Genomic DNA, 16,402 nt, shown 5'->3' with positions numbered 1-16,402 from the left:
TATGAAAAAGCCGGGAATCGATTCAGGATTCCCGGCTTTTTCGTGCTATACATATGCTATTCAGCTCTTTCTTCACTCATTAATGCATGCGTATTCCCTTCAGAATCCTTGAAAAAACACATCCACGTCTCAATTTCCCCCATTTTGGACACCACATGTGGTTCCCCGGAGACTTCCACGCCTTTATTCCTCAACTCCAAATAAGCAGTACGCGTAATGTCCACATTGAAATACACAACGGAGCTAGGATGGTCGTATTCCTGCTTTTCCGGCAAGGTGAGGAGGATCCTTACGTCCCCTGATTGCAGGAAGGCCATTGTATCCGTATGGAAGAGAAGCGGGAGTCCCAGGGTTCCCTGATAAAAGGCTGTCGCCCTCTCGATGTTCTTGACGGGGATCCCGACTTGTCCGACTGATTTGATCATTTTATGTCCACCTTTCGTGTGTTTCCACCATCGTAATTGATTTTCGCCGCCAATACTTATCAAAAATCACCTTTTTTAAAATATTGCCTGGGTGATAATCCTGTATGGAGCTTAAAAGAACGGCTGAAGGATGCTGAATTTGAAAATCCGAGATCATAAGCCATCTCTGTGTAGGACTTAGAGGATTCTTTCAGGAGGAGTTTGGCTTTGTCCATCCGGTACATCATCAGGTGTTGTTTTGGCGTGACACCGAACAATTGCCCGTAGTTTCTGAGCAGGTGATTGGCAGATAGACAGGCAACGCGCGCTATGTCTTCAAGGTTGAGGGCTGTATGACAGTAGGCTCGTATGTATTCGTTGGCCCTGCTGAGCCTTTTGAATAGTTCTTCACGTGTTGACCGCTTTAAAGAAGATAAACGCTCCTGCTCTTGAGGAACAGTGGTTTGATCGGCCAGGATGGCTTCCATGACGGAATAAAAGGATTCTTCAAGTTCCCTGTCGTGATGGGCGTGCTTCGTCAGTCTAAGCATCTTCTCAAGACGTGGCCCGAGATGATAGGTCTTTTCAAAAAATCCATCTTCTCCAACAGGTTTGAAAGGATCTGTGAGCAGTTGGTCCTGGGAGGCTTCCAACGTCCGAGACACTTCTGAATAAAAGCCTGATCGGAAGAAGAGGCAGAATGATTCAACAGGCTCCTCTTCCTCGATATGGAGGGAATATTCGCCCTCATTCACGAGCAGATATCGATTCTCTTCCACGCTGTAGAAGCCACCGTTCGCTTCATAGAGAGCACGCCCTCGTCTGAAGGTTTTTATGGACATCTGTCCCGTTCCTTCCCAATGAAAATCCTTTCCCCACTCATGAAGTACATAATTATGATTCATGATCCTCACCCCTTCCATCATTATACAATAACGGATGCCTGTGGAATGAAAAAAGCGCCCGATGAACGGGCGCTCTGAGTGTTACTCTTCTTTTCTCAGGGCAAAGACCTTCCTGGCCACTTCAAGGGCGTTGAGCACGCGCGGGAAGCCTGTGTAAGGGATCAAATGGATGATAGCTTCTACAATTTCCTTTTCCGTCAGTCCTGCCGTCAGGCCCGTATTGATATGAAGCTCCAATTGAGGCTCCGTACCTTGGGTCACAAGCGACGAAATCGTGATCAATGCGCGCTGTTGGTTCGTCAAACCGGAGCGTGAGTAGATGTCTCCATATGCGAATTCAATAATGTATTTCCCCACATCAGGTGCGATGCTCTCCAAGTCCTCTGAGATCTTAAGGTGGCTGGGAACGTCTTTATTGCCTGAAAGGGTGTATTCCATCAGTTTTTCCAGTCCGGCTTCGTACTTACTCATGTTGAATCCCTCCTGTTGTGATCTGCACCTACTACGATAACGCAGGAGAAACTATGAGTAAAATACATATATATTATACGATATATGAAGTTTATGAATGAGAGAAATGATTATTCATATGCGCAATGAATTTCTTGGACGCAAAGGATACATACCTTCCCTTCTTCGTTACAACACCCAACTTGTAAGGCAGCCCGGGAGACTTGATGGGGACAGAAGTGACGGAAGAGGTCTTCAGTTTCTTCGTTAGGGACTGGGGAAGGATGGACACCCCGAGATTCTCTCCGATCATTTCGTTGATAAAATCCCACTGTGAGCTCTCGTAGGCAATCTTCGGGCTAAATCCAGCTTCCTTGCAGTATTCGATTACGCGATCATGAAGAGTGAATCCTTCGCTGAATAAGATGAACTCTTCTTCCTCCAGCTCTTTCATCGTGATGGATTCACGAGCTGCAAACCGGTGATCCGAATGAACAAACAAATGCAACCGCTCTTCGATGATGGAAATGATATCGAGTGAATCCTCATCAAGGGGCATGACGATGACCCCAAGATCGAGAAGACCGTCCTTCACCTCTTGCGTCACCTGATTGGCCCCATGCTCGATCAGCTGAATCTCGATATCGGGGTACTGATTCTTAAATGACTTGATCAGCTTGGGGAAATATAGGAACCCGATCAACGGTGGGATTCCAATTTTGATTTTCCCTTTCTTCAAGTGCATCAGATCATACAGGTGAGTGGACAGATGGTCGAGTGATTCAAGGATGACGCTTGATTGTTCATAGACGATCTGTCCGGCCTCTGTCAGCTGGATTTGCCGGGATGACCGGTCGATAAGCTCCATTTCCAGCTCATCCTCAAGGCCTTTCACCATCTTGCTGAGGGTAGGCTGGGACAGGTGAAGGACCCGTGATGCTTTGGTAAAGCTTTTATGTTTGGCTACTTCGTTGAAGTAGGTGAGTTGACGGATATCTATGGGAACTCGCCTCCGTTTTATATAAATATTATGCATACTAATTATAGTATTAATTCATTTTACTTATCGAAATGGGAGGAGTAAAATTTCTAATGCATTCATTTTGTGTCTATTTTATGAACAGGACCAAGGTCCTTGAAAGAAAGGTGAAATTCATTGTTAAGTATCATCATCGGCCTTGCACTGCTGATGTTTTTCGCATATTTAGGCTGGTCCATCATCTGGGTGGCCCCCATCGTCGCGGGAATCGTCGCACTGTTAAGCGGCCTTGATCTGATGGACGCATACACCGACACGTATATGTCAGGTTTTGTCGACTTCGCAAAGAAGTGGTTCCCGATCTTCCTTCTTGGAGCCGTATTCGGAAAACTGATGGAAGACACGGGAGCGGCGAAATCAGTTGCTTTCCAAATCACCAGAATCATCGGTGAAAAGAGGGCCATCCTCGGCGTGCTCGTCGCTTCCGCAGTCCTTACGTACGGGGGCGTCAGCCTCTTCGTGGTCGTATTCGCCATCTATCCGATTGCATTGGCTCTATTCAAAAAAGCCGATATCACCCGCAACCTCATTGCCCCGACCATCGTACTTGGTGCATTCACGTTCACCATGACGTCAGTGCCGGGAACACCGCAGATCCAGAATCTGATACCTATGAAAACGTTCGGAACGACGCCTATGGCAGGAACGTTCATGGGTATCGGGGCGACCATCGTCATGGCAGTGGGGGGATATTTCTGGCTCACCTGGAGACAGAAACGACTCGCCTCCTCGGGCTTGCACTTTATCGCACCTAAAAACTCAACAGAAGTGGAGAAAGATGGCCCTCTGCCACATTGGATCTTATCCCTGTTACCACTTTTAGTCGTCGTCATCCTGTTGAACGGTGTGAAATGGGATCCCATTCCGTCTTTGCTGTCAGGGACCCTTTTGATTCTCATCCTGAATGCCAAGCAGTATAAGGCGTTCATTCCGTCTGTAAATGAAGGGGCAAAGGGGTCGGTCATGGCCATCATCAACACAAGTGCCGCTGTCGGATTCGGGGCAGTTGTGACAAGTGTTCCGGATTTCGACAGAATCACCGATGTCCTGCTTGGCTTTTCAGATAATCCCTTGATTTCAGAGTCCCTGATCGTACAGGTACTTGCCATGATTACAGGTTCAGCCTCCGGCGGGATGGGAATCGCCATGCAGGCACTGGGCGATACCTATTCAGGACTCGCCCAGTCATCGGGCATCAGCCCTGAAGCCTTCCACCGCATGGCATCCATTGCCTCGGGAGCATCCATCCTGCCTCATAATGGCGCCCTCTTGACGCTTCTGGCAGTCACTGGCGTCACGCACAAGGAAACCTACAAAGACGTATTCATCGTAGGGTTGATCATCCCGACGATTGCCGTCATCGTTGCCATCATCATGGCGTCTCTCGGCATCATCTAAAGCAGACTGTAAGTATTGGAAAAAGGTAAAAATGGGTAAAAGAAAACAGATATCTAACCAACAAGGAGTGTTTGAATCATGGTAAACGACAAAGTAGTAGTCATCACAGGATCAGCAAGTGGAATTGGATACGAAATCGGTAAAACCTTCGCCGAAAATGGAAGTAAAGTCGTATTGACCGACCTTAACGAAGAGGGTGTCAAAGCTTCAGCGCAGGAATTAAAAGATCTTGGATATGAAGCAATTGGTTTGAAAGCAGATGTGACAAGCGAGGAAGACATTAAGAATATGATCCAGGCAGCCCATAAAGAATATGGCCGCATTGATGTTCTCATCAACAATGCCGGTCTTCAACACGTGTCCCCAATTGAAGAATTCCCGACAGAAAAGTTTGAGTTGATGATAAAAATCATGCTGACGGCACCGTTTGTCGCCATTAAACACGTCCTTCCCATTATGAAAGAGCAGAAGTTCGGACGTATCCTCAACATCTCTTCCATCAATGGATTGATCGGCTTTGCAGGTAAAGCAGCCTATAATAGTGCCAAGCACGGTGTCATTGGGCTTACGAAGGTAGCAGCACTCGAATCCGCAGCTGATGGTGTAACCGTCAATTCCATCTGTCCGGGATATGTTGACACTCCGCTCGTTCGTGGACAAATGAAGGATATCGCAAGCTCAAGGAACGTACCAGTCGAAAAGGTCCTTGAAGAAGTAATCTACCCGCTCGTTCCACAAAAACGTCTGTTGGATGTGAAAGAAATCGCAGATTACGCTATGTTCTTATCAAGTGATCAAGCAAAAAGCGTCACAGGACAAGCCGTTGTCATTGATGGTGGGTATACAGCTCAATAATTCAAAAGAAGGCCGTCGTAAAGGGTTTGCACCCCTTTACGGCGGGCTTCTTTTGTTGACTTGATGTAGATGATTTTCTATGTCGACTATTCACCATACTGAATCTTTACTACACTGGAGTGAGGTTGTGAAAAATGGGAGGAATCAAATTGAGGATCGTATACTCAGGGACGTTAAAAACATCACATATCCCCTTTCTAGTAAAGGTGATACCAGGGGAGGGGAGTGGGGAACTGCTCTCCTTACAGGAATCTGTCCGATCTGCATTGAAGGAACCTGCCATCCTTCAGCCTCTCTCTGAAGAGGAGTTCGACCATATTCTGGCTGGAAACGGGTTGATTTTGGGGGTCTATGTCGAAGGTGAGCTCGTTGGAGCAAGAGCGGTCTTATTTCCTGCCATCGATGAAGATCACTTGGGCAATGATGTGGGGATTCCACGTTCGGAGTGGCCAAAAGTAGTGTATCAGGAGATCTCTCTTGTATCGGAGAATGTACGCGGCAATGGATTGCAGAAACTCCTAGGCCAACTGATCATGGAAGAACTGAAGAGCCGTAGGGATGAATTTAAGTATGTCTGCTGTACCGTTGCCCCATACAATATTCCAAGTTTAAAAGATAAATTTAATCAGGGACTGGCCATTGGCGGCTTTAAACGAAAATACGGAGGCAATTGGCGATACATCTTCGTCAAGAATCTCTAGGAGGAGTTTGAGATACTTCCTCCTTTTAAGGAAGTATCCATGAAGGAATTCAAGGAACAACAGGATTTGCTAAATGCAGGTTGGAGGGGAATCTCTTTAACCGAAGATTATGGGGAATGGAAACTGATTTTCGGTAAAAGGAAGAAAGGATAGCTTTTCCTTTTTAATGAAAAAACTTCCACGCACTACATGTAAACAAATAAGTTTACATGTTTACATAAATGTACACAATTGTATTCATAAATGTATACAAGTATACAAAGTGGTATACAAGTTGATATGAAAACATGTGTACGAAAAACGTATACAACGATGCAAAATTGTAAACAAACGCAGGATGCTTCTTCCAGAATTAAAGATAGAAAGTAGGATTGACCGCGCTTCTTCTATCCATTAATCTGAAAGTAAGAGTGCTAATTTTACAAATTCTTACTCGAGAAAGGATGGCTAGTATGACAACGACTCGTATTGCCGCAATTGATGTAGGTAACGACTCTCTTAAAGGTGTATTTGGTAAATTGGAATCAGAAGTAAACATCCCTAATGTCATTGCAAGGGATATTGAAGATCGTCCTATCATCGGAATTGAAGAGCTGGACGCTCAAAGCCCACTAGACGGTATACATATCCGTGTCCACTCCCCTACTCTCAAAGATAATAACGCAATCTATCGTGTAGGAAATCTCGCAACGAAAAGTACGAACTCAACAGAACTTGATCCAGGAAGCAGCAAATCGGAAGAAGATCAAACGCTCGTCATGCTCTTCGCTTCCCTTGCGCTTGATGCAGCAGCACACGATGGATTTAAAAAGAATAATAAAGTAATTGAAGCAAATTATACGCTTGGTACCGGACTTCCGCTCCGTGAAGTAAAGGAAGGGAAGGATGTCGGATACCGCTCAAAACTTCTTGGATCCGTTCATCAGGTGGAATTCCTGGTCACCCCTCAGTATCAAGGTGTGAAGGTCAATATCCGTTTTGATGAAGTGAAGGTGTATCCGGAAGGTTTCGCAGCGTTCATCAACCTGGTAATGGATAACAACGGAAACATTATTAATAAAGAACTGATCGATAAGCGCATCCTGATTCAGGATATAGGAGGTCTCTCGACTGATATCGCCGTCATTAAAGACCGCAAAGTCGACGATGACAAAGCCCAAGGATTCAATCTTGGGGTATCTGAATCACTCGAGCTGATCAGGGAAGAAATCCGCTCACGTCATGGTGTGGAGCTTGACAGCAGGCGCGACGTCGTAGAAATCATCACGAAGAAAAGCGACCGCAATCACATCATGGTGAAGGGAAGCCGTACAAGCGTCCACGATATCGTAGATCGGATCATGCTTGAATTGGCCAAGAAGCAATACCGTCATCTTAGAAACATGTGGCAAAAGAATTCCCAAACGGAAATCTGCTATTTCATCGGGGGCGGTTCAAGCGTCCTGAAGGAATATATCAAGACGTTGAACAATAATCTCGATGGCTATAACATCGACTTCTTTGAGGATGAGAAAGAGAGTATCTGGATGATGGTCCAAGCTTACTACAAGCTCATCTCTGACTATGTAAGAAAGAGCGAAAAAGCCGATAAAGTGAAAGAAGAACAAAAACTGGCGAAATCAAAATAGGGTGATGATATGAACGAAAAAGGGATGTCGAGAGGGCAACCGATTACCTTCAGGATTCCTTCGGATACTCCGGATCACATATTGAAACATCTTCAGAGACTAAAAGAAACGGAGAGGCGCAATTTCTCAAGCCGCATCGCTGAGCTGGTCGTCAACGGAGTGAACGAGAACCTATCCAAACAGCGGGAAGCCATCACGATCCCCCTGCCGAAAGGGCTTGATAAGTCACAACGGGACTGGTTGAAGCATGAGCATTCGGAGGCACTGCTCGGCAGTATTGTATATCAGTTGCTGTCGAATCCTGTTAGGACAGCTTCTTTACTCGCATCCTTGAACAGCAGCTCCCTCAATATAGACGAGGCGCTCTACCTTCAGGAAGAGGCGGCTGGTGCCACTTTCGAGCCTGAGGTAGAAGCGGCTCCGGCTGAAGAATCCCATCCTGCTTCATCGGATGAGGATCTTGATCAATTCGATTGGGAAAGTGCGATGAAACCAGAAGAACCGGTAGTGAATGAATCTGAAGAAGAGAGTCTCGACGATCTTCTGGGCGATTTCTTATCACAAATGAATAAATGAAAGTAAGGCTGCATCCTTTTGGGTGCAGCCTTCTTTATTGTTGTCAAAATGGTTGGTGATAGAGGCGTTTAACAGGATAAGCCCATTCAGTGAGCAGGAAAGTTGATTATTGATATTTGTAACACATTTGTAATATATAAGATAGAAAAAACAAGAGTGTGAGTATTCGTAAGGGTTTGACTGCCGTGGAATATTACATGTCGACTAGATTCGCCAAAAGATGCATCTGAAATAGTCTTTACCCATTATTTTCTGGTTTAGCAATGGTTGGAATAGAGGTAAACACCGACTAAATTGAATAGCTACCTTGTGTAAAAACGAATTGGAGGGTCAGTTTGAATGAGTATTCAAAAGAGCACAGACAGTTCGAGCCTGGCAGAGGTGATCGATCGGATATTGGATAAAGGTATTGTAATCGATGCCTTCGCAAGAGTATCGCTGGTCGGCATAGAAATCCTCACCGTGGAAGCCAGGGTGGTTATCGCCAGTGTTGATACGTGGCTTCGGTACGCGGAAGCCGTGGGTCTTCTGCGGGATGAAGTGGAAAAAGAAGGACTCGAGAATAGGACAACATCTAAAGAATCATTCAGCGTGTAAAGAAGTATCTGAAATATTCCAAAATTACGAACAGAAAAGAGGATGGGCATGGCAAGTAACAATCAAACCGAAGAGAAGAAAAAGCAGCCTGAATCAACAGAAGAAAACGCGAACGGATCAATGCAATATGCCATCATCGGCGGAGTGGTCGGAGCCGGGCTGGGCTTGCTCTCGAATCCGGGTACCACAAAAAAGATGGCAGCGAGCCTTGGTAAATCAGAACTGATGAAGGCCGCTACAAAGGAACTGAGAAGGACGGCCCAAGAGTTCGTCACAGAGCAGGCGATGATTTCCCTTAGACAAACGGCTTCAGGATACTTCAACAAGATGGACAGTGGGGTTCTTTCCCCGCTGAAGAATAAGCTGATCGATAAAAAGGATTCGGGTGAGAAGGAATCCCAAAACGACGAAATCAAGCAGATCAAAGAAGATAATCAGGATTTGAATGAACGCCTCGAACGAATTGAAGAAATGTTGAATAAACTTGTCGACTCCAAGAAATAGTAGGTGATCCCGTGGGGAATCCCATTAAAAAAGCAGCGACAAAAACGGCGAAAAAAGCCTATGAACATGCTCCGGAATCCGTAAAGGATAAGCTCAAGGACAAGGCAAAGGAAAAAGCGGTCGAAAAAGTGGAAGAAACCGTCCAATCCAAAGCAAAGAAAGCATCCGGAAAGCTCGAGGACGCCAAGGAAAAGAACGCTGATAAAGTCCATGGCAAAGCAGATAATGCAGAAGACAAGGTGCAGGATGTCCTATTATCTGTACGTGAAAAATTAAAAAAGGCCAAGGAAGCGGGCGAAGCATTTCAGGAAAAGATGTCTTCTTCGGATGACCGGGGTGGAAAGGGCGCCAAGAACTTAAAAGGCGTCAGCAACATCAAAAGCTCCCAGTCTATCAAGAGCTCTACGGATATCAAAAGCTCGGAAAACATCAAATCGTCCAAGGATATTAAAACCATTACTTCATAAGGAGGAATTTAGGTATGGCGATTCAAAAAAGTACGGATAGTTCCAGTCTGGCAGAGGTCATTGACCGCATTTTGGATAAAGGAATCGTAATCGATGCATTCGCAAGGGTTTCCGTTGTTGGGATAGAGATCTTGACCATCGAGGCGAGAGTGGTGATCGCGAGTGTGGATACATGGTTGCGCTATGCAGAAGCCGTCGGGCTGCTTCGCGATGAAGTGCAGGAAGAAGGATTGGCAACGCAGTCCAATGAACGGAACTCACAGTTCAGCATCTAACCTATTTCACCTGATGCAGTCAGGCGTTCAAACTGGGAGGACATTATGGAAATCACTGAAATCATGAAAAGTGTGAAAGGATTCTTCGAAGAGCATGTAGCCCCGGTCCATAAGGTCACATCCGTTGAAATGACGGAAGATGAAGGCTGGAGGCTCACGGTGGAAGTAGTCGAAGAGAAAGAATATATGAAACGGTACGCAAAGGACGAAATGCTCGGAACATATGATGTCCTCCTCAATCAAGATAAGGAGGTCATCTCCTTCAAACGGAAGGACGTCAGGTACAGGAGTGCCATCGGGCAGGAAATGTAGATTCGGGAGGAATGGGTAGTGACGGTTTTAACCCAGAAGATCCATAAAGGCAGCAAATCGTATGTCCAAGATGAAGGGACCAACGACTTGATCAGCCGCTCAATGAGTTATTTGAAGCTTGGTTATCCCGTCCATTTCACGGGGCCATCCGGGACAGGGAAGACATCCCTCGCCCTCACGCTGGCAAAGAAAAGAAGGCGTCCGGTCATGCTGATGCATGGAAACCACGAACTGAACAACAGTGATCTTATCGGGGATTTCATTGGTTATTCAAGCAAACAGACGGTGGATAACTACGTGAGATCTGTCTACAAGAAGGATGAGCAGGTCACGGAGAACTGGAGGGACGGTCGGCTCTTGGAAGCTGTCAAAAATGGATATACGCTTGTATACGATGAATTCACTCGTTCCGAACCGACAACGAATAACCTTTTCCTCTCCATATTGGAAGAGGGGATCATCCCCCTTTACGGTTCGAAACGGACGGAGCCGTTCATCAGGGTTCATCCTGAGTTCCGGATGATCTTTACAAGCAACCCATCTGAGTATGCAGGCGTATATAAAACACAGGATGCCCTTCTGGACCGCTTGATCACGATCCCGATAGGTTTCAAGACCAGTGAAGAAGAAGCCCATATCGTTTCTGAGAAAGTGGATCTTGTGCTTTCGGAAGCTCGTGAGATTACGAATTTGATTGCAGAGCTTCGCAGTCATTGCCGCGATGGACTCGGCGGGCCAAGTTTGCGCGCCTCCCTGATGATCGCGCGGATCGCACTGGAACAGGACATTCCCATACAAGGGGATGATCAGGATTTTCAGCGCCTTTGTTTGGATATTACGACCCATTCCCTGAGCCGCAGTATTGAATCCGATCATCCTGAAGAAGAGGCAAAGAAAATCGTGTTGGAAGCTTGCAAGAACATGACGTCAAAGGAGAATTCAGATGAGTGAAGAAACAGGGATTTATATCTTTTGTGCCATCGGGCACGAAGGGGAAATGGATCTAGGCAAAGTGGAACTGGAAGGAGAACAGCGGGACATCTTTTTGATTTCCTATAAAGATGCATCCATGGTGGCAGCAGAGGTCCCTCAGAAAATCTATCATCCCAAACGGGAGAACCTTATGATGCACCAACAAGTCATCTCCAGGGTGATGGAACAGAGTGACACGGTCGTTCCCATCAGCTTCGGGAACGTATTCCGATCGAAGGAAGACGTGGAGGCACTCCTAGAAAACCTTTATCCGCAGTTTGAAACGTTATTCCCAGCCATTAAAGGGAAAATCGAGATCGGCTTAAAAGTTATCGGGAAATCTGAGTGGCTGGAATCAGTCGTAAAAGAATCTCCCGGTGTTGAAAAAATGTCGACATCACTGAAAGGGAAATCTGAATCGGCGGGTTACTATGAGCGCATCCAGCTTGGTGGGATGGCTCAGAAAGTATTCCAGAACCTTCAGACAGAGATAAAATCAGAGATTTTTGCTCCCCTTCAGGAAGCAGCTGAATCGGCAAAAGCCAATGATCCATCAAGTGAGCGTATGCTTCTGAATGCAGCCTTCTTGATTGACCGGGATAAAGAAAAGGAATTCGATGAATTGGTCAACAAGGCACATGAGGCCTGGAAGGATAAAGCGGATTTCAATTACAGCGGTCCATGGCCAGCCTATAACTTCGTCAATATCAGATTGAAGGTGGAGGAAGCCTAATGCTTCACAAACTTGTATCGGCACCCTTGAATCTCGTCATAAAGGTCGGTGAGAAGATCAAGGAAGAAGCAGATAAAGAGCTCTACGACCTGCCGACCATCCAGCAAAAGCTGATTCAGTTACAGATGATGTTCGAACTCGGAGAGATTTCTGAAGAGGCCTTTCAAGTCAAAGAAGATGAACTTCTGATGCGTTACGAAATAGCAAAAACAAAGGAAATGGAACAATGGGAAGATTTAACGAAGAAGAAAGGAGGTTAGCTCGCATGCTCTACTTGTACGCACTGGTCCCTTCAAGTGAGGTGGAGGTTGAGCCCGTCCCAACCATGAAGGGATTCGACGGGGAACATGATATTTATGCGTTGGATATCGATGGGATCACAGCCATCGTATGTGGCCTGCCGGATGAAGAATATTCGGAGTCCGTCCTCCAGAACAAGATTGAGAATGACATGGAGTGGCTGCAGGATAAGGCATTCCACCACCACGAAACGGTCCTGATGATGTCAAAGCGCTACACCATCATTCCCCTGAAGTTCTGCACGATCTATAAGCATGAAGACAGTTTGAAGGAAAAAGTGGGGAATCATCTTTCCTCTCTGAAGGACGCCTTCAAAGATCTTGAAGGTAAGGAAGAATGGAATGTGAAAATCTTTTGTGACGATAAACGTCTCAAAGAAACAATCAGTCACCCCTCCATCACGGAGAAGTGGGAGGAAATCAAACAGCTCCCTAAGGGAAGACAGTTTTTCGAAAAGAAGAAAATGGAACAGCTTGAAAATAAAGTAATTGAAAATGAAAAGAACCGTATGTGCGAGGAGTTTCATGAACGGCTGAAATCATACGCAACCGAGGGAACAGTGAAAAAAAACTGGGGTAAGGATGTTACTGGACGAGCCGATCAGATGGCTTGGAATAGCGTCTACTTCCTTCCGAAAGAGGGAGTCGATCGGTTCGTTGATGAAATCAAACAGTCTGAAAGCAAGTGGAAGGAAGCGGGCTGGACATTCGAAGCAACGGGTCCATGGCCACCCTATCATTTTTCAAGTTTCTCATAGAATGGGGATGAGCATATGACCGTCAGGGAATCAATCGAGAATAAGGATGTCGCTTTGATCGACATCTTGGATATCATTTTGGACAAAGGTGTTGCTATCAAAGGAGATTTGGTCATCTCGATTGCCGGAGTGGACCTTGTGTACCTTGATCTTCGGGTGCTGATTTCTTCAGTGGAAACGTTGGTTCAACATAAAAATGGCACTCGAAAAACCATATCTTCAGAACAATTGGAACACGAAAGGAAGGGATTGATCCATGCAACCGGCCAGCCAGACAAGTGGACGGATTAACTTCGACCCCGATAAGGCAGAGCAGGGCTTGGCACAGCTAGTGTTGACGGTTGTGGAGCTTCTCAGGCAAATCGTTGAAAGACATGCCATGCGCAGGGTGGAAGGCGGTACACTGACCGATCAGCAAATTGAAGACCTCGGAGTCGCTTTGATGAACTTGGAAGAAAAAATGGAAGAACTGAAGGAAGTTTTCGGCCTTGATGCAGAGGATCTGAACATCGACCTTGGACCATTAGGAAGCCTGATGTAAGAGAGGAGGAGAAATGGTGGAACATTCCATGCAATCAAGCACCATCGTGGACGTGTTAGAGAAAGTCCTTGATAAAGGTGTTGTCATCGCTGGTGATATCACCGTCGGAATCGCAGATGTGGAGCTATTGACCATCAAGATCCGTCTCATCGTGGCATCGGTTGATAAAGCAAAAGAAATTGGGATGGACTGGTGGGAAAATGATCCTTACCTGAGTTCCAAAGCCGAAAACCAACAGGCAAAAGCCCTTGAAGAAGAGAACCGGAAGTTATCCGAACGATTGGAATCTCTGGAGAAGCAGCTTAGCAGTTCGAACCGCCTCAACCAAGTGTAATGAAGGCGAACCAGTTGAAATCATCATTTGAATATCTTATCGCATTGAAAGAACCGATTTGAAAAATCGGATAAACCATAAAACGATAATTATTTTGGAGGGAACCATAATGGCAGAAAAAAACACTGAATTAGAAAACACGACTCAATCAAACAAAGAAGAGAAAAAGACACGTAAGAGCGGTCCGATTACACGCACAGTGGCCGGAAGCCTTCTTGGAGCCACAGTCGGATACCTGGCAACGCCTGAAAACGGGAAAAAACTTCTTAGTAAGATCGATCAGGAGAAGCTGAAGAGCAAAGGGTTGGAAATTGGGAACTCTGCAAAAGAAACATCACGGAAAGCTGTCGTATCGTTGAAACAATCAACCGCCAATCTGTTCAAGCGTGATCAAACAGATGAGGATCAGGAAGATCAGGAAGAAGTGAATGAAAGCGGGGAAGGGTCGGATTATGAAGCTCTAAAAGAGGAAAATGAATCTCTGCAAAATCGACTTCAACAGCTTGAGGAAAAATTGAATCAACTGACTCAATCAAGTGAAGATGAAGAGGATGAGGAAGAAGAGGACGAAGAAGACGAGGACGAAAAGGAAGAAGCAACATCCACAAAGAAAAGTAAAGCTGCTAAAGATGCGGATGAGGACGAAGAGGAAGAAGACGAAGAAGATGATGAAGATGACGAGGATGAGGATGATGAACCATCCAGCAAGAAAAAATCAACAAAATCCAAGTCATCTAAAGCGAAGAAAGGTTCAACAAAAAAATCTTCCTCAAAGTCTAAAAAGAAATCTTCCAAAAAAGACGATGACGATGATACAACGCTATCCAGCGATGACGACACACTATCGTAATCGGATGCAGTTGACCGATGATCAGGGAATGGAAGGAGCGGTGACCAGATGAGCGGGCATACGGATAAGGATAGTATCTTGGAGTTTTTCGCAATAGCTGCCAATAAACATGATTTCTCCCTCGATATCACACTGAACCTTAAGGGAGCAGTGGTGACGGGTACCATGATCTCTGCAACCGAGTACTTCTCGACGTTAAGCGAAGCATTCGAGGAGGGAAGTGAAGTAGCCCAGAAAGTGAGTGAAGAACTTTCTGGTGCCGGTGAAGCGGTAGAAGAAAATCAGCCGTCAGAAGCGAATTTCATCCATCTTAAAAATGCAAAGGTCTACTGTGGTGACAGCAAACCCACCCCTTCCAAGGGGAAAATCCTCTGGAGGGGTAAATTATCCGAAATCGATGGATTCTTCCTTGGGAAAATCTCAGAGTCAAAAAGTAAGTAAACCCTGGGTATGGAAGGTTTTTCATATAGGTTTCCTCCATACCCGATCCGGGTAAATGGAAAGTATAAAGGAGGTTACATGAATGAAACGACTCGTTAAAAACGTGATTAAATGGGCTCCAGTCGTGTACCCTGTAGTAAGAAAGATCATGAATGAACGAAAAGCCAAGAAAACCAAAGCAGCCTGATCCGGGCTGCTTTTTATTATGTTTCGAAGTTTTCTGGACATGCAATCATCCTCACACCCCCGCATATAAAAGCGAGATGACTTTTTCATACTGATTGACTAAAGATACGAGTACGTTCCAACGAATATCTACGATCAATAATAAAGAGTGGATTGGAGCGGAAGGGACTTGACTCCCTCGGAAAAAGTTATTATGACGGGTGTTCCCAACACTTTTCTTAGGTGAAAATTTTTTTTGAATATCCTTTCGGATTTTCTTCATTCCTTCATTTATCATTTATTCAAAATAAAGGGGATCGAGCCTACGCGTTGCGTCAGGAGATTGGATAAATCCCCCCTTTTTAATTCTTATGGGCACCTTTGATCTCTGCTTGTTAAGGGGGACTCACCCTCCCACATCTCCTGGCATCTATGTGCTCACATTCCTTCGTTGGGTCTCGCCTTAACGCAGAGGCCAGCTTATGCTCCTGCATGGACTGATCTAAGATGATCGTCGAAAGTCTTGTGTGTGCCGGCTTCTCAGTGTCTAGGTTGTTTTAATTAAGCGAGCGTAGATGTTACGCAGCTTCTTGATTACCAAAGAAGGAGATATCAGCTACCATACGCTCTTCATTGAATGTTTCGCCCCTTTTGCTTAAACCATGAAGGACTTGAATCAATTTCCGACATAGGATTAACAACGCTTCTTTCTTAGCGACGGGGTGTTCGCGATGTTCACTATAGTAATCGTACAGGGACCGAAACGCTGGTATGGCGTGTAAAATCGGGAAAATCGCCTTATATATCAAGGAGCGTAGCCGTTTCCGCCCGCGTTTAGACAATCGCTTGTTCCCTTCTTTTTTTCCCGAGGAATTGGTGACTAACGTAAGACCCGCTAATTTTAGGATTTGGCGTGGACTCTTATAGTGTGAAAAGGCTCCTATTTCTGAAAGGATCTCTACTACGGTGTTTTCTCCAATACCAGGGACCGAAAGGAACAGATCGAAATCTGTCATCTGTTTCGCCAACGTCACTAACTGCTTTTCTATGCTTACCAGTTGTTCTTCAAGCAGCTTCATCTGTGTCAATAGAATTTGGATCTCTGCCCGTGCCATTTCAGGACTCTCCTGATAGCCAATAGATGTGGCCGCGACATCAAGAAGCTTAGTAAGGTTTTTAACCGAGAAATGCTTACCCC

25 protein-coding genes are annotated in these 16,402 nt (G+C 45.5%); 20 read left to right on the top strand and 5 right to left on the bottom strand.

Going from position 1 to position 16,402, the window contains the following annotated elements; genetic code table 11:
- Nucleotides 1-56: 56 nt before the first annotated feature.
- The 4 genes from D5E69_RS21580 to D5E69_RS21565 all read right to left on the bottom strand — a co-directional run bounded on the left by D5E69_RS21580 (nucleotide 57) and on the right by D5E69_RS21565 (nucleotide 2,759).
- Complete coding sequence (locus D5E69_RS21580) at nucleotides 57-425, bottom strand: VOC family protein (protein WP_148794463.1); 369 nt, start codon at nucleotides 423-425, stop codon at nucleotides 57-59.
- Nucleotides 426-484: 59 nt separating this feature from the next.
- On the bottom strand, nucleotides 485-1,309 hold the full coding sequence (locus tag D5E69_RS21575) for a helix-turn-helix domain-containing protein (protein ID WP_063191286.1): 825 nt from the start codon (nucleotides 1,307-1,309) through the stop codon (nucleotides 485-487).
- Nucleotides 1,310-1,390: 81 nt separating this feature from the next.
- Nucleotides 1,391-1,780, bottom strand: coding sequence for a carboxymuconolactone decarboxylase family protein (locus D5E69_RS21570; protein ID WP_159130238.1), 390 nt, complete (start codon nucleotides 1,778-1,780; stop codon nucleotides 1,391-1,393).
- Nucleotides 1,781-1,871: 91 nt separating this feature from the next.
- Complete coding sequence (locus tag D5E69_RS21565) at nucleotides 1,872-2,759, bottom strand: LysR family transcriptional regulator (RefSeq protein ID WP_048015690.1); 888 nt, start codon at nucleotides 2,757-2,759, stop codon at nucleotides 1,872-1,874.
- A gap of 156 nt (nucleotides 2,760-2,915) precedes the next feature.
- Between D5E69_RS21565 and D5E69_RS21560 the strand changes: the two genes are divergently transcribed.
- From D5E69_RS21560 to D5E69_RS23745, 20 genes are all read left to right on the top strand, one after another.
- Nucleotides 2,916-4,196, top strand: coding sequence for a GntP family permease (locus D5E69_RS21560; protein WP_148794465.1), 1,281 nt, complete (start codon nucleotides 2,916-2,918; stop codon nucleotides 4,194-4,196).
- Between the two features lie 78 nt (nucleotides 4,197-4,274).
- Complete coding sequence (locus tag D5E69_RS21555) at nucleotides 4,275-5,051, top strand: 3-hydroxybutyrate dehydrogenase (protein WP_048004751.1); 777 nt, start codon at nucleotides 4,275-4,277, stop codon at nucleotides 5,049-5,051.
- Between the two features lie 149 nt (nucleotides 5,052-5,200).
- Nucleotides 5,201-5,752 carry a GNAT family N-acetyltransferase gene (locus D5E69_RS21550; RefSeq protein WP_200843172.1) on the top strand — a complete coding sequence of 184 codons (552 nt, stop codon included), beginning with the start codon at nucleotides 5,201-5,203 and terminating at the stop codon, nucleotides 5,750-5,752.
- Between the two features lie 452 nt (nucleotides 5,753-6,204).
- Entirely contained in the window at nucleotides 6,205-7,380 is a 1,176-nt protein-coding gene (locus D5E69_RS21545) for a ParM/StbA family protein (RefSeq protein ID WP_048004752.1), read from the top strand.
- A 24-nt stretch (nucleotides 7,381-7,404) separates the two neighbouring features.
- Nucleotides 7,405-7,956 (top strand): hypothetical protein, encoded by a 552-nt coding sequence (locus D5E69_RS21540; RefSeq protein WP_249931533.1) that lies wholly within the window; start codon nucleotides 7,405-7,407, stop codon nucleotides 7,954-7,956.
- A 339-nt stretch (nucleotides 7,957-8,295) separates the two neighbouring features.
- The gene (gene gvpJ / locus D5E69_RS21535) at nucleotides 8,296-8,553 is read left to right on the top strand and encodes a gas vesicle protein GvpJ (RefSeq protein ID WP_048004754.1); all 258 of its coding nucleotides are present in this window, start codon (nucleotides 8,296-8,298) and stop codon (nucleotides 8,551-8,553) included.
- A 48-nt stretch (nucleotides 8,554-8,601) separates the two neighbouring features.
- The gene (gene gvpT / locus D5E69_RS21530) at nucleotides 8,602-9,057 is read left to right on the top strand and encodes a GvpT/GvpP family gas vesicle accessory protein (RefSeq protein WP_048004755.1); all 456 of its coding nucleotides are present in this window, start codon (nucleotides 8,602-8,604) and stop codon (nucleotides 9,055-9,057) included.
- Nucleotides 9,058-9,068: 11 nt separating this feature from the next.
- Entirely contained in the window at nucleotides 9,069-9,524 is a 456-nt protein-coding gene (gene gvpQ / locus D5E69_RS21525; RefSeq protein WP_048004756.1) for a gas vesicle protein GvpQ, read from the top strand.
- A gap of 14 nt (nucleotides 9,525-9,538) precedes the next feature.
- Entirely contained in the window at nucleotides 9,539-9,799 is a 261-nt protein-coding gene (gvpJ, locus tag D5E69_RS21520; RefSeq protein ID WP_048004757.1) for a gas vesicle protein GvpJ, read from the top strand.
- A 45-nt stretch (nucleotides 9,800-9,844) separates the two neighbouring features.
- The gene (gene gvpO, locus D5E69_RS21515) at nucleotides 9,845-10,111 is read left to right on the top strand and encodes a gas vesicle protein GvpO (protein WP_048004758.1); all 267 of its coding nucleotides are present in this window, start codon (nucleotides 9,845-9,847) and stop codon (nucleotides 10,109-10,111) included.
- Between the two features lie 18 nt (nucleotides 10,112-10,129).
- Nucleotides 10,130-11,062: a gas vesicle protein GvpN gene (gvpN, locus tag D5E69_RS21510; RefSeq protein WP_048004759.1), complete on the top strand. Its 933-nt coding sequence runs from the start codon at nucleotides 10,130-10,132 to the stop codon at nucleotides 11,060-11,062.
- Entirely contained in the window at nucleotides 11,055-11,816 is a 762-nt protein-coding gene (locus D5E69_RS21505) for a GvpL/GvpF family gas vesicle protein (RefSeq protein WP_048012089.1), read from the top strand. Before gvpN ends, D5E69_RS21505 begins: the two co-directional genes overlap by 8 nt.
- On the top strand, nucleotides 11,816-12,076 hold the full coding sequence (locus D5E69_RS21500; RefSeq protein ID WP_048004761.1) for a gas vesicle protein GvpG: 261 nt from the start codon (nucleotides 11,816-11,818) through the stop codon (nucleotides 12,074-12,076). The genes D5E69_RS21505 and D5E69_RS21500 overlap by 1 nt, the downstream gene beginning before the upstream one ends.
- A gap of 5 nt (nucleotides 12,077-12,081) precedes the next feature.
- Nucleotides 12,082-12,873 (top strand): GvpL/GvpF family gas vesicle protein, encoded by a 792-nt coding sequence (locus D5E69_RS21495; protein ID WP_249931532.1) that lies wholly within the window; start codon nucleotides 12,082-12,084, stop codon nucleotides 12,871-12,873.
- 15 nt (nucleotides 12,874-12,888) lie between these two features.
- Nucleotides 12,889-13,164 (top strand): gas vesicle protein, encoded by a 276-nt coding sequence (locus tag D5E69_RS21490; protein ID WP_048004763.1) that lies wholly within the window; start codon nucleotides 12,889-12,891, stop codon nucleotides 13,162-13,164.
- Nucleotides 13,130-13,414: a gas vesicle protein K gene (locus tag D5E69_RS21485; RefSeq protein WP_048004764.1), complete on the top strand. Its 285-nt coding sequence runs from the start codon at nucleotides 13,130-13,132 to the stop codon at nucleotides 13,412-13,414. The genes D5E69_RS21490 and D5E69_RS21485 overlap by 35 nt, the downstream gene beginning before the upstream one ends.
- 13 nt (nucleotides 13,415-13,427) lie before the next feature.
- Entirely contained in the window at nucleotides 13,428-13,748 is a 321-nt protein-coding gene (locus tag D5E69_RS21480; protein ID WP_048012087.1) for a gas vesicle protein, read from the top strand.
- 109 nt (nucleotides 13,749-13,857) lie between these two features.
- Nucleotides 13,858-14,598 (top strand): GvpT/GvpP family gas vesicle accessory protein, encoded by a 741-nt coding sequence (gene gvpT, locus D5E69_RS23445; protein WP_048012086.1) that lies wholly within the window; start codon nucleotides 13,858-13,860, stop codon nucleotides 14,596-14,598.
- A 48-nt stretch (nucleotides 14,599-14,646) separates the two neighbouring features.
- Nucleotides 14,647-15,039, top strand: coding sequence for a gas vesicle accessory protein GvpU (gvpU, locus tag D5E69_RS21470; RefSeq protein ID WP_048004767.1), 393 nt, complete (start codon nucleotides 14,647-14,649; stop codon nucleotides 15,037-15,039).
- Between the two features lie 82 nt (nucleotides 15,040-15,121).
- Nucleotides 15,122-15,226, top strand: a complete 105-nt coding sequence (locus tag D5E69_RS23745; RefSeq protein ID WP_231578687.1) for a hypothetical protein — start codon at nucleotides 15,122-15,124, stop codon at nucleotides 15,224-15,226.
- Between the two features lie 556 nt (nucleotides 15,227-15,782).
- Here D5E69_RS23745 and D5E69_RS23740 read toward each other — a convergent pair.
- Nucleotides 15,783-16,319 (bottom strand): IS110 family transposase, encoded by a 537-nt coding sequence (locus tag D5E69_RS23740; RefSeq protein WP_053073103.1) that lies wholly within the window; start codon nucleotides 16,317-16,319, stop codon nucleotides 15,783-15,785.
- Nucleotides 16,320-16,402: the final 83 nt, after the last annotated feature.

Source organism: Rossellomorea marisflavi, assembly GCF_009806575.1.
GTDB lineage: Bacteria > Bacillota > Bacilli > Bacillales > Bacillaceae_B > Rossellomorea > Rossellomorea marisflavi_A.
Note: the sequence above shows the minus strand (reverse complement) of the source record. Positions and strands in the feature narration are given on the sequence as shown.

Bases quoted from the DNA above. Each gene is read 5' to 3' on its own strand.
- D5E69_RS21580 (WP_148794463.1), bottom strand. From the start codon at position 425: ATGATCAAATCAGTCGGACAAGTCGGGATCCCCGTCAAGAACATCGAG.
- D5E69_RS21575 (WP_063191286.1), bottom strand. From the start codon at position 1,309: ATGAATCATAATTATGTACTTCATGAGTGGGGAAAGGATTTTCATTGG.
- D5E69_RS21570 (WP_159130238.1), bottom strand. From the start codon at position 1,780: ATGAGTAAGTACGAAGCCGGACTGGAAAAACTGATGGAATACACCCTT.
- D5E69_RS21555 (WP_048004751.1), top strand. From the start codon at position 4,275: ATGGTAAACGACAAAGTAGTAGTCATCACAGGATCAGCAAGTGGAATT.
- D5E69_RS21545 (WP_048004752.1), top strand. From the start codon at position 6,205: ATGACAACGACTCGTATTGCCGCAATTGATGTAGGTAACGACTCTCTT.
- D5E69_RS21540 (WP_249931533.1), top strand. From the start codon at position 7,405: ATGTCGAGAGGGCAACCGATTACCTTCAGGATTCCTTCGGATACTCCG.
- gvpJ (WP_048004754.1), top strand. From the start codon at position 8,296: ATGAGTATTCAAAAGAGCACAGACAGTTCGAGCCTGGCAGAGGTGATC.
- gvpT (WP_048004755.1), top strand. From the start codon at position 8,602: ATGGCAAGTAACAATCAAACCGAAGAGAAGAAAAAGCAGCCTGAATCA.
- gvpJ (WP_048004757.1), top strand. From the start codon at position 9,539: ATGGCGATTCAAAAAAGTACGGATAGTTCCAGTCTGGCAGAGGTCATT.
- gvpO (WP_048004758.1), top strand. From the start codon at position 9,845: ATGGAAATCACTGAAATCATGAAAAGTGTGAAAGGATTCTTCGAAGAG.
- D5E69_RS21505 (WP_048012089.1), top strand. From the start codon at position 11,055: ATGAGTGAAGAAACAGGGATTTATATCTTTTGTGCCATCGGGCACGAA.
- D5E69_RS21500 (WP_048004761.1), top strand. From the start codon at position 11,816: ATGCTTCACAAACTTGTATCGGCACCCTTGAATCTCGTCATAAAGGTC.
- D5E69_RS21495 (WP_249931532.1), top strand. From the start codon at position 12,082: ATGCTCTACTTGTACGCACTGGTCCCTTCAAGTGAGGTGGAGGTTGAG.
- D5E69_RS21490 (WP_048004763.1), top strand. From the start codon at position 12,889: ATGACCGTCAGGGAATCAATCGAGAATAAGGATGTCGCTTTGATCGAC.
- D5E69_RS21485 (WP_048004764.1), top strand. From the start codon at position 13,130: ATGCAACCGGCCAGCCAGACAAGTGGACGGATTAACTTCGACCCCGAT.
- D5E69_RS21480 (WP_048012087.1), top strand. From the start codon at position 13,428: ATGGTGGAACATTCCATGCAATCAAGCACCATCGTGGACGTGTTAGAG.
- gvpT (WP_048012086.1), top strand. From the start codon at position 13,858: ATGGCAGAAAAAAACACTGAATTAGAAAACACGACTCAATCAAACAAA.
- gvpU (WP_048004767.1), top strand. From the start codon at position 14,647: ATGAGCGGGCATACGGATAAGGATAGTATCTTGGAGTTTTTCGCAATA.
- D5E69_RS23745 (WP_231578687.1), top strand. From the start codon at position 15,122: ATGAAACGACTCGTTAAAAACGTGATTAAATGGGCTCCAGTCGTGTAC.
- D5E69_RS23740 (WP_053073103.1), bottom strand. From the start codon at position 16,319: ATGGCACGGGCAGAGATCCAAATTCTATTGACACAGATGAAGCTGCTT.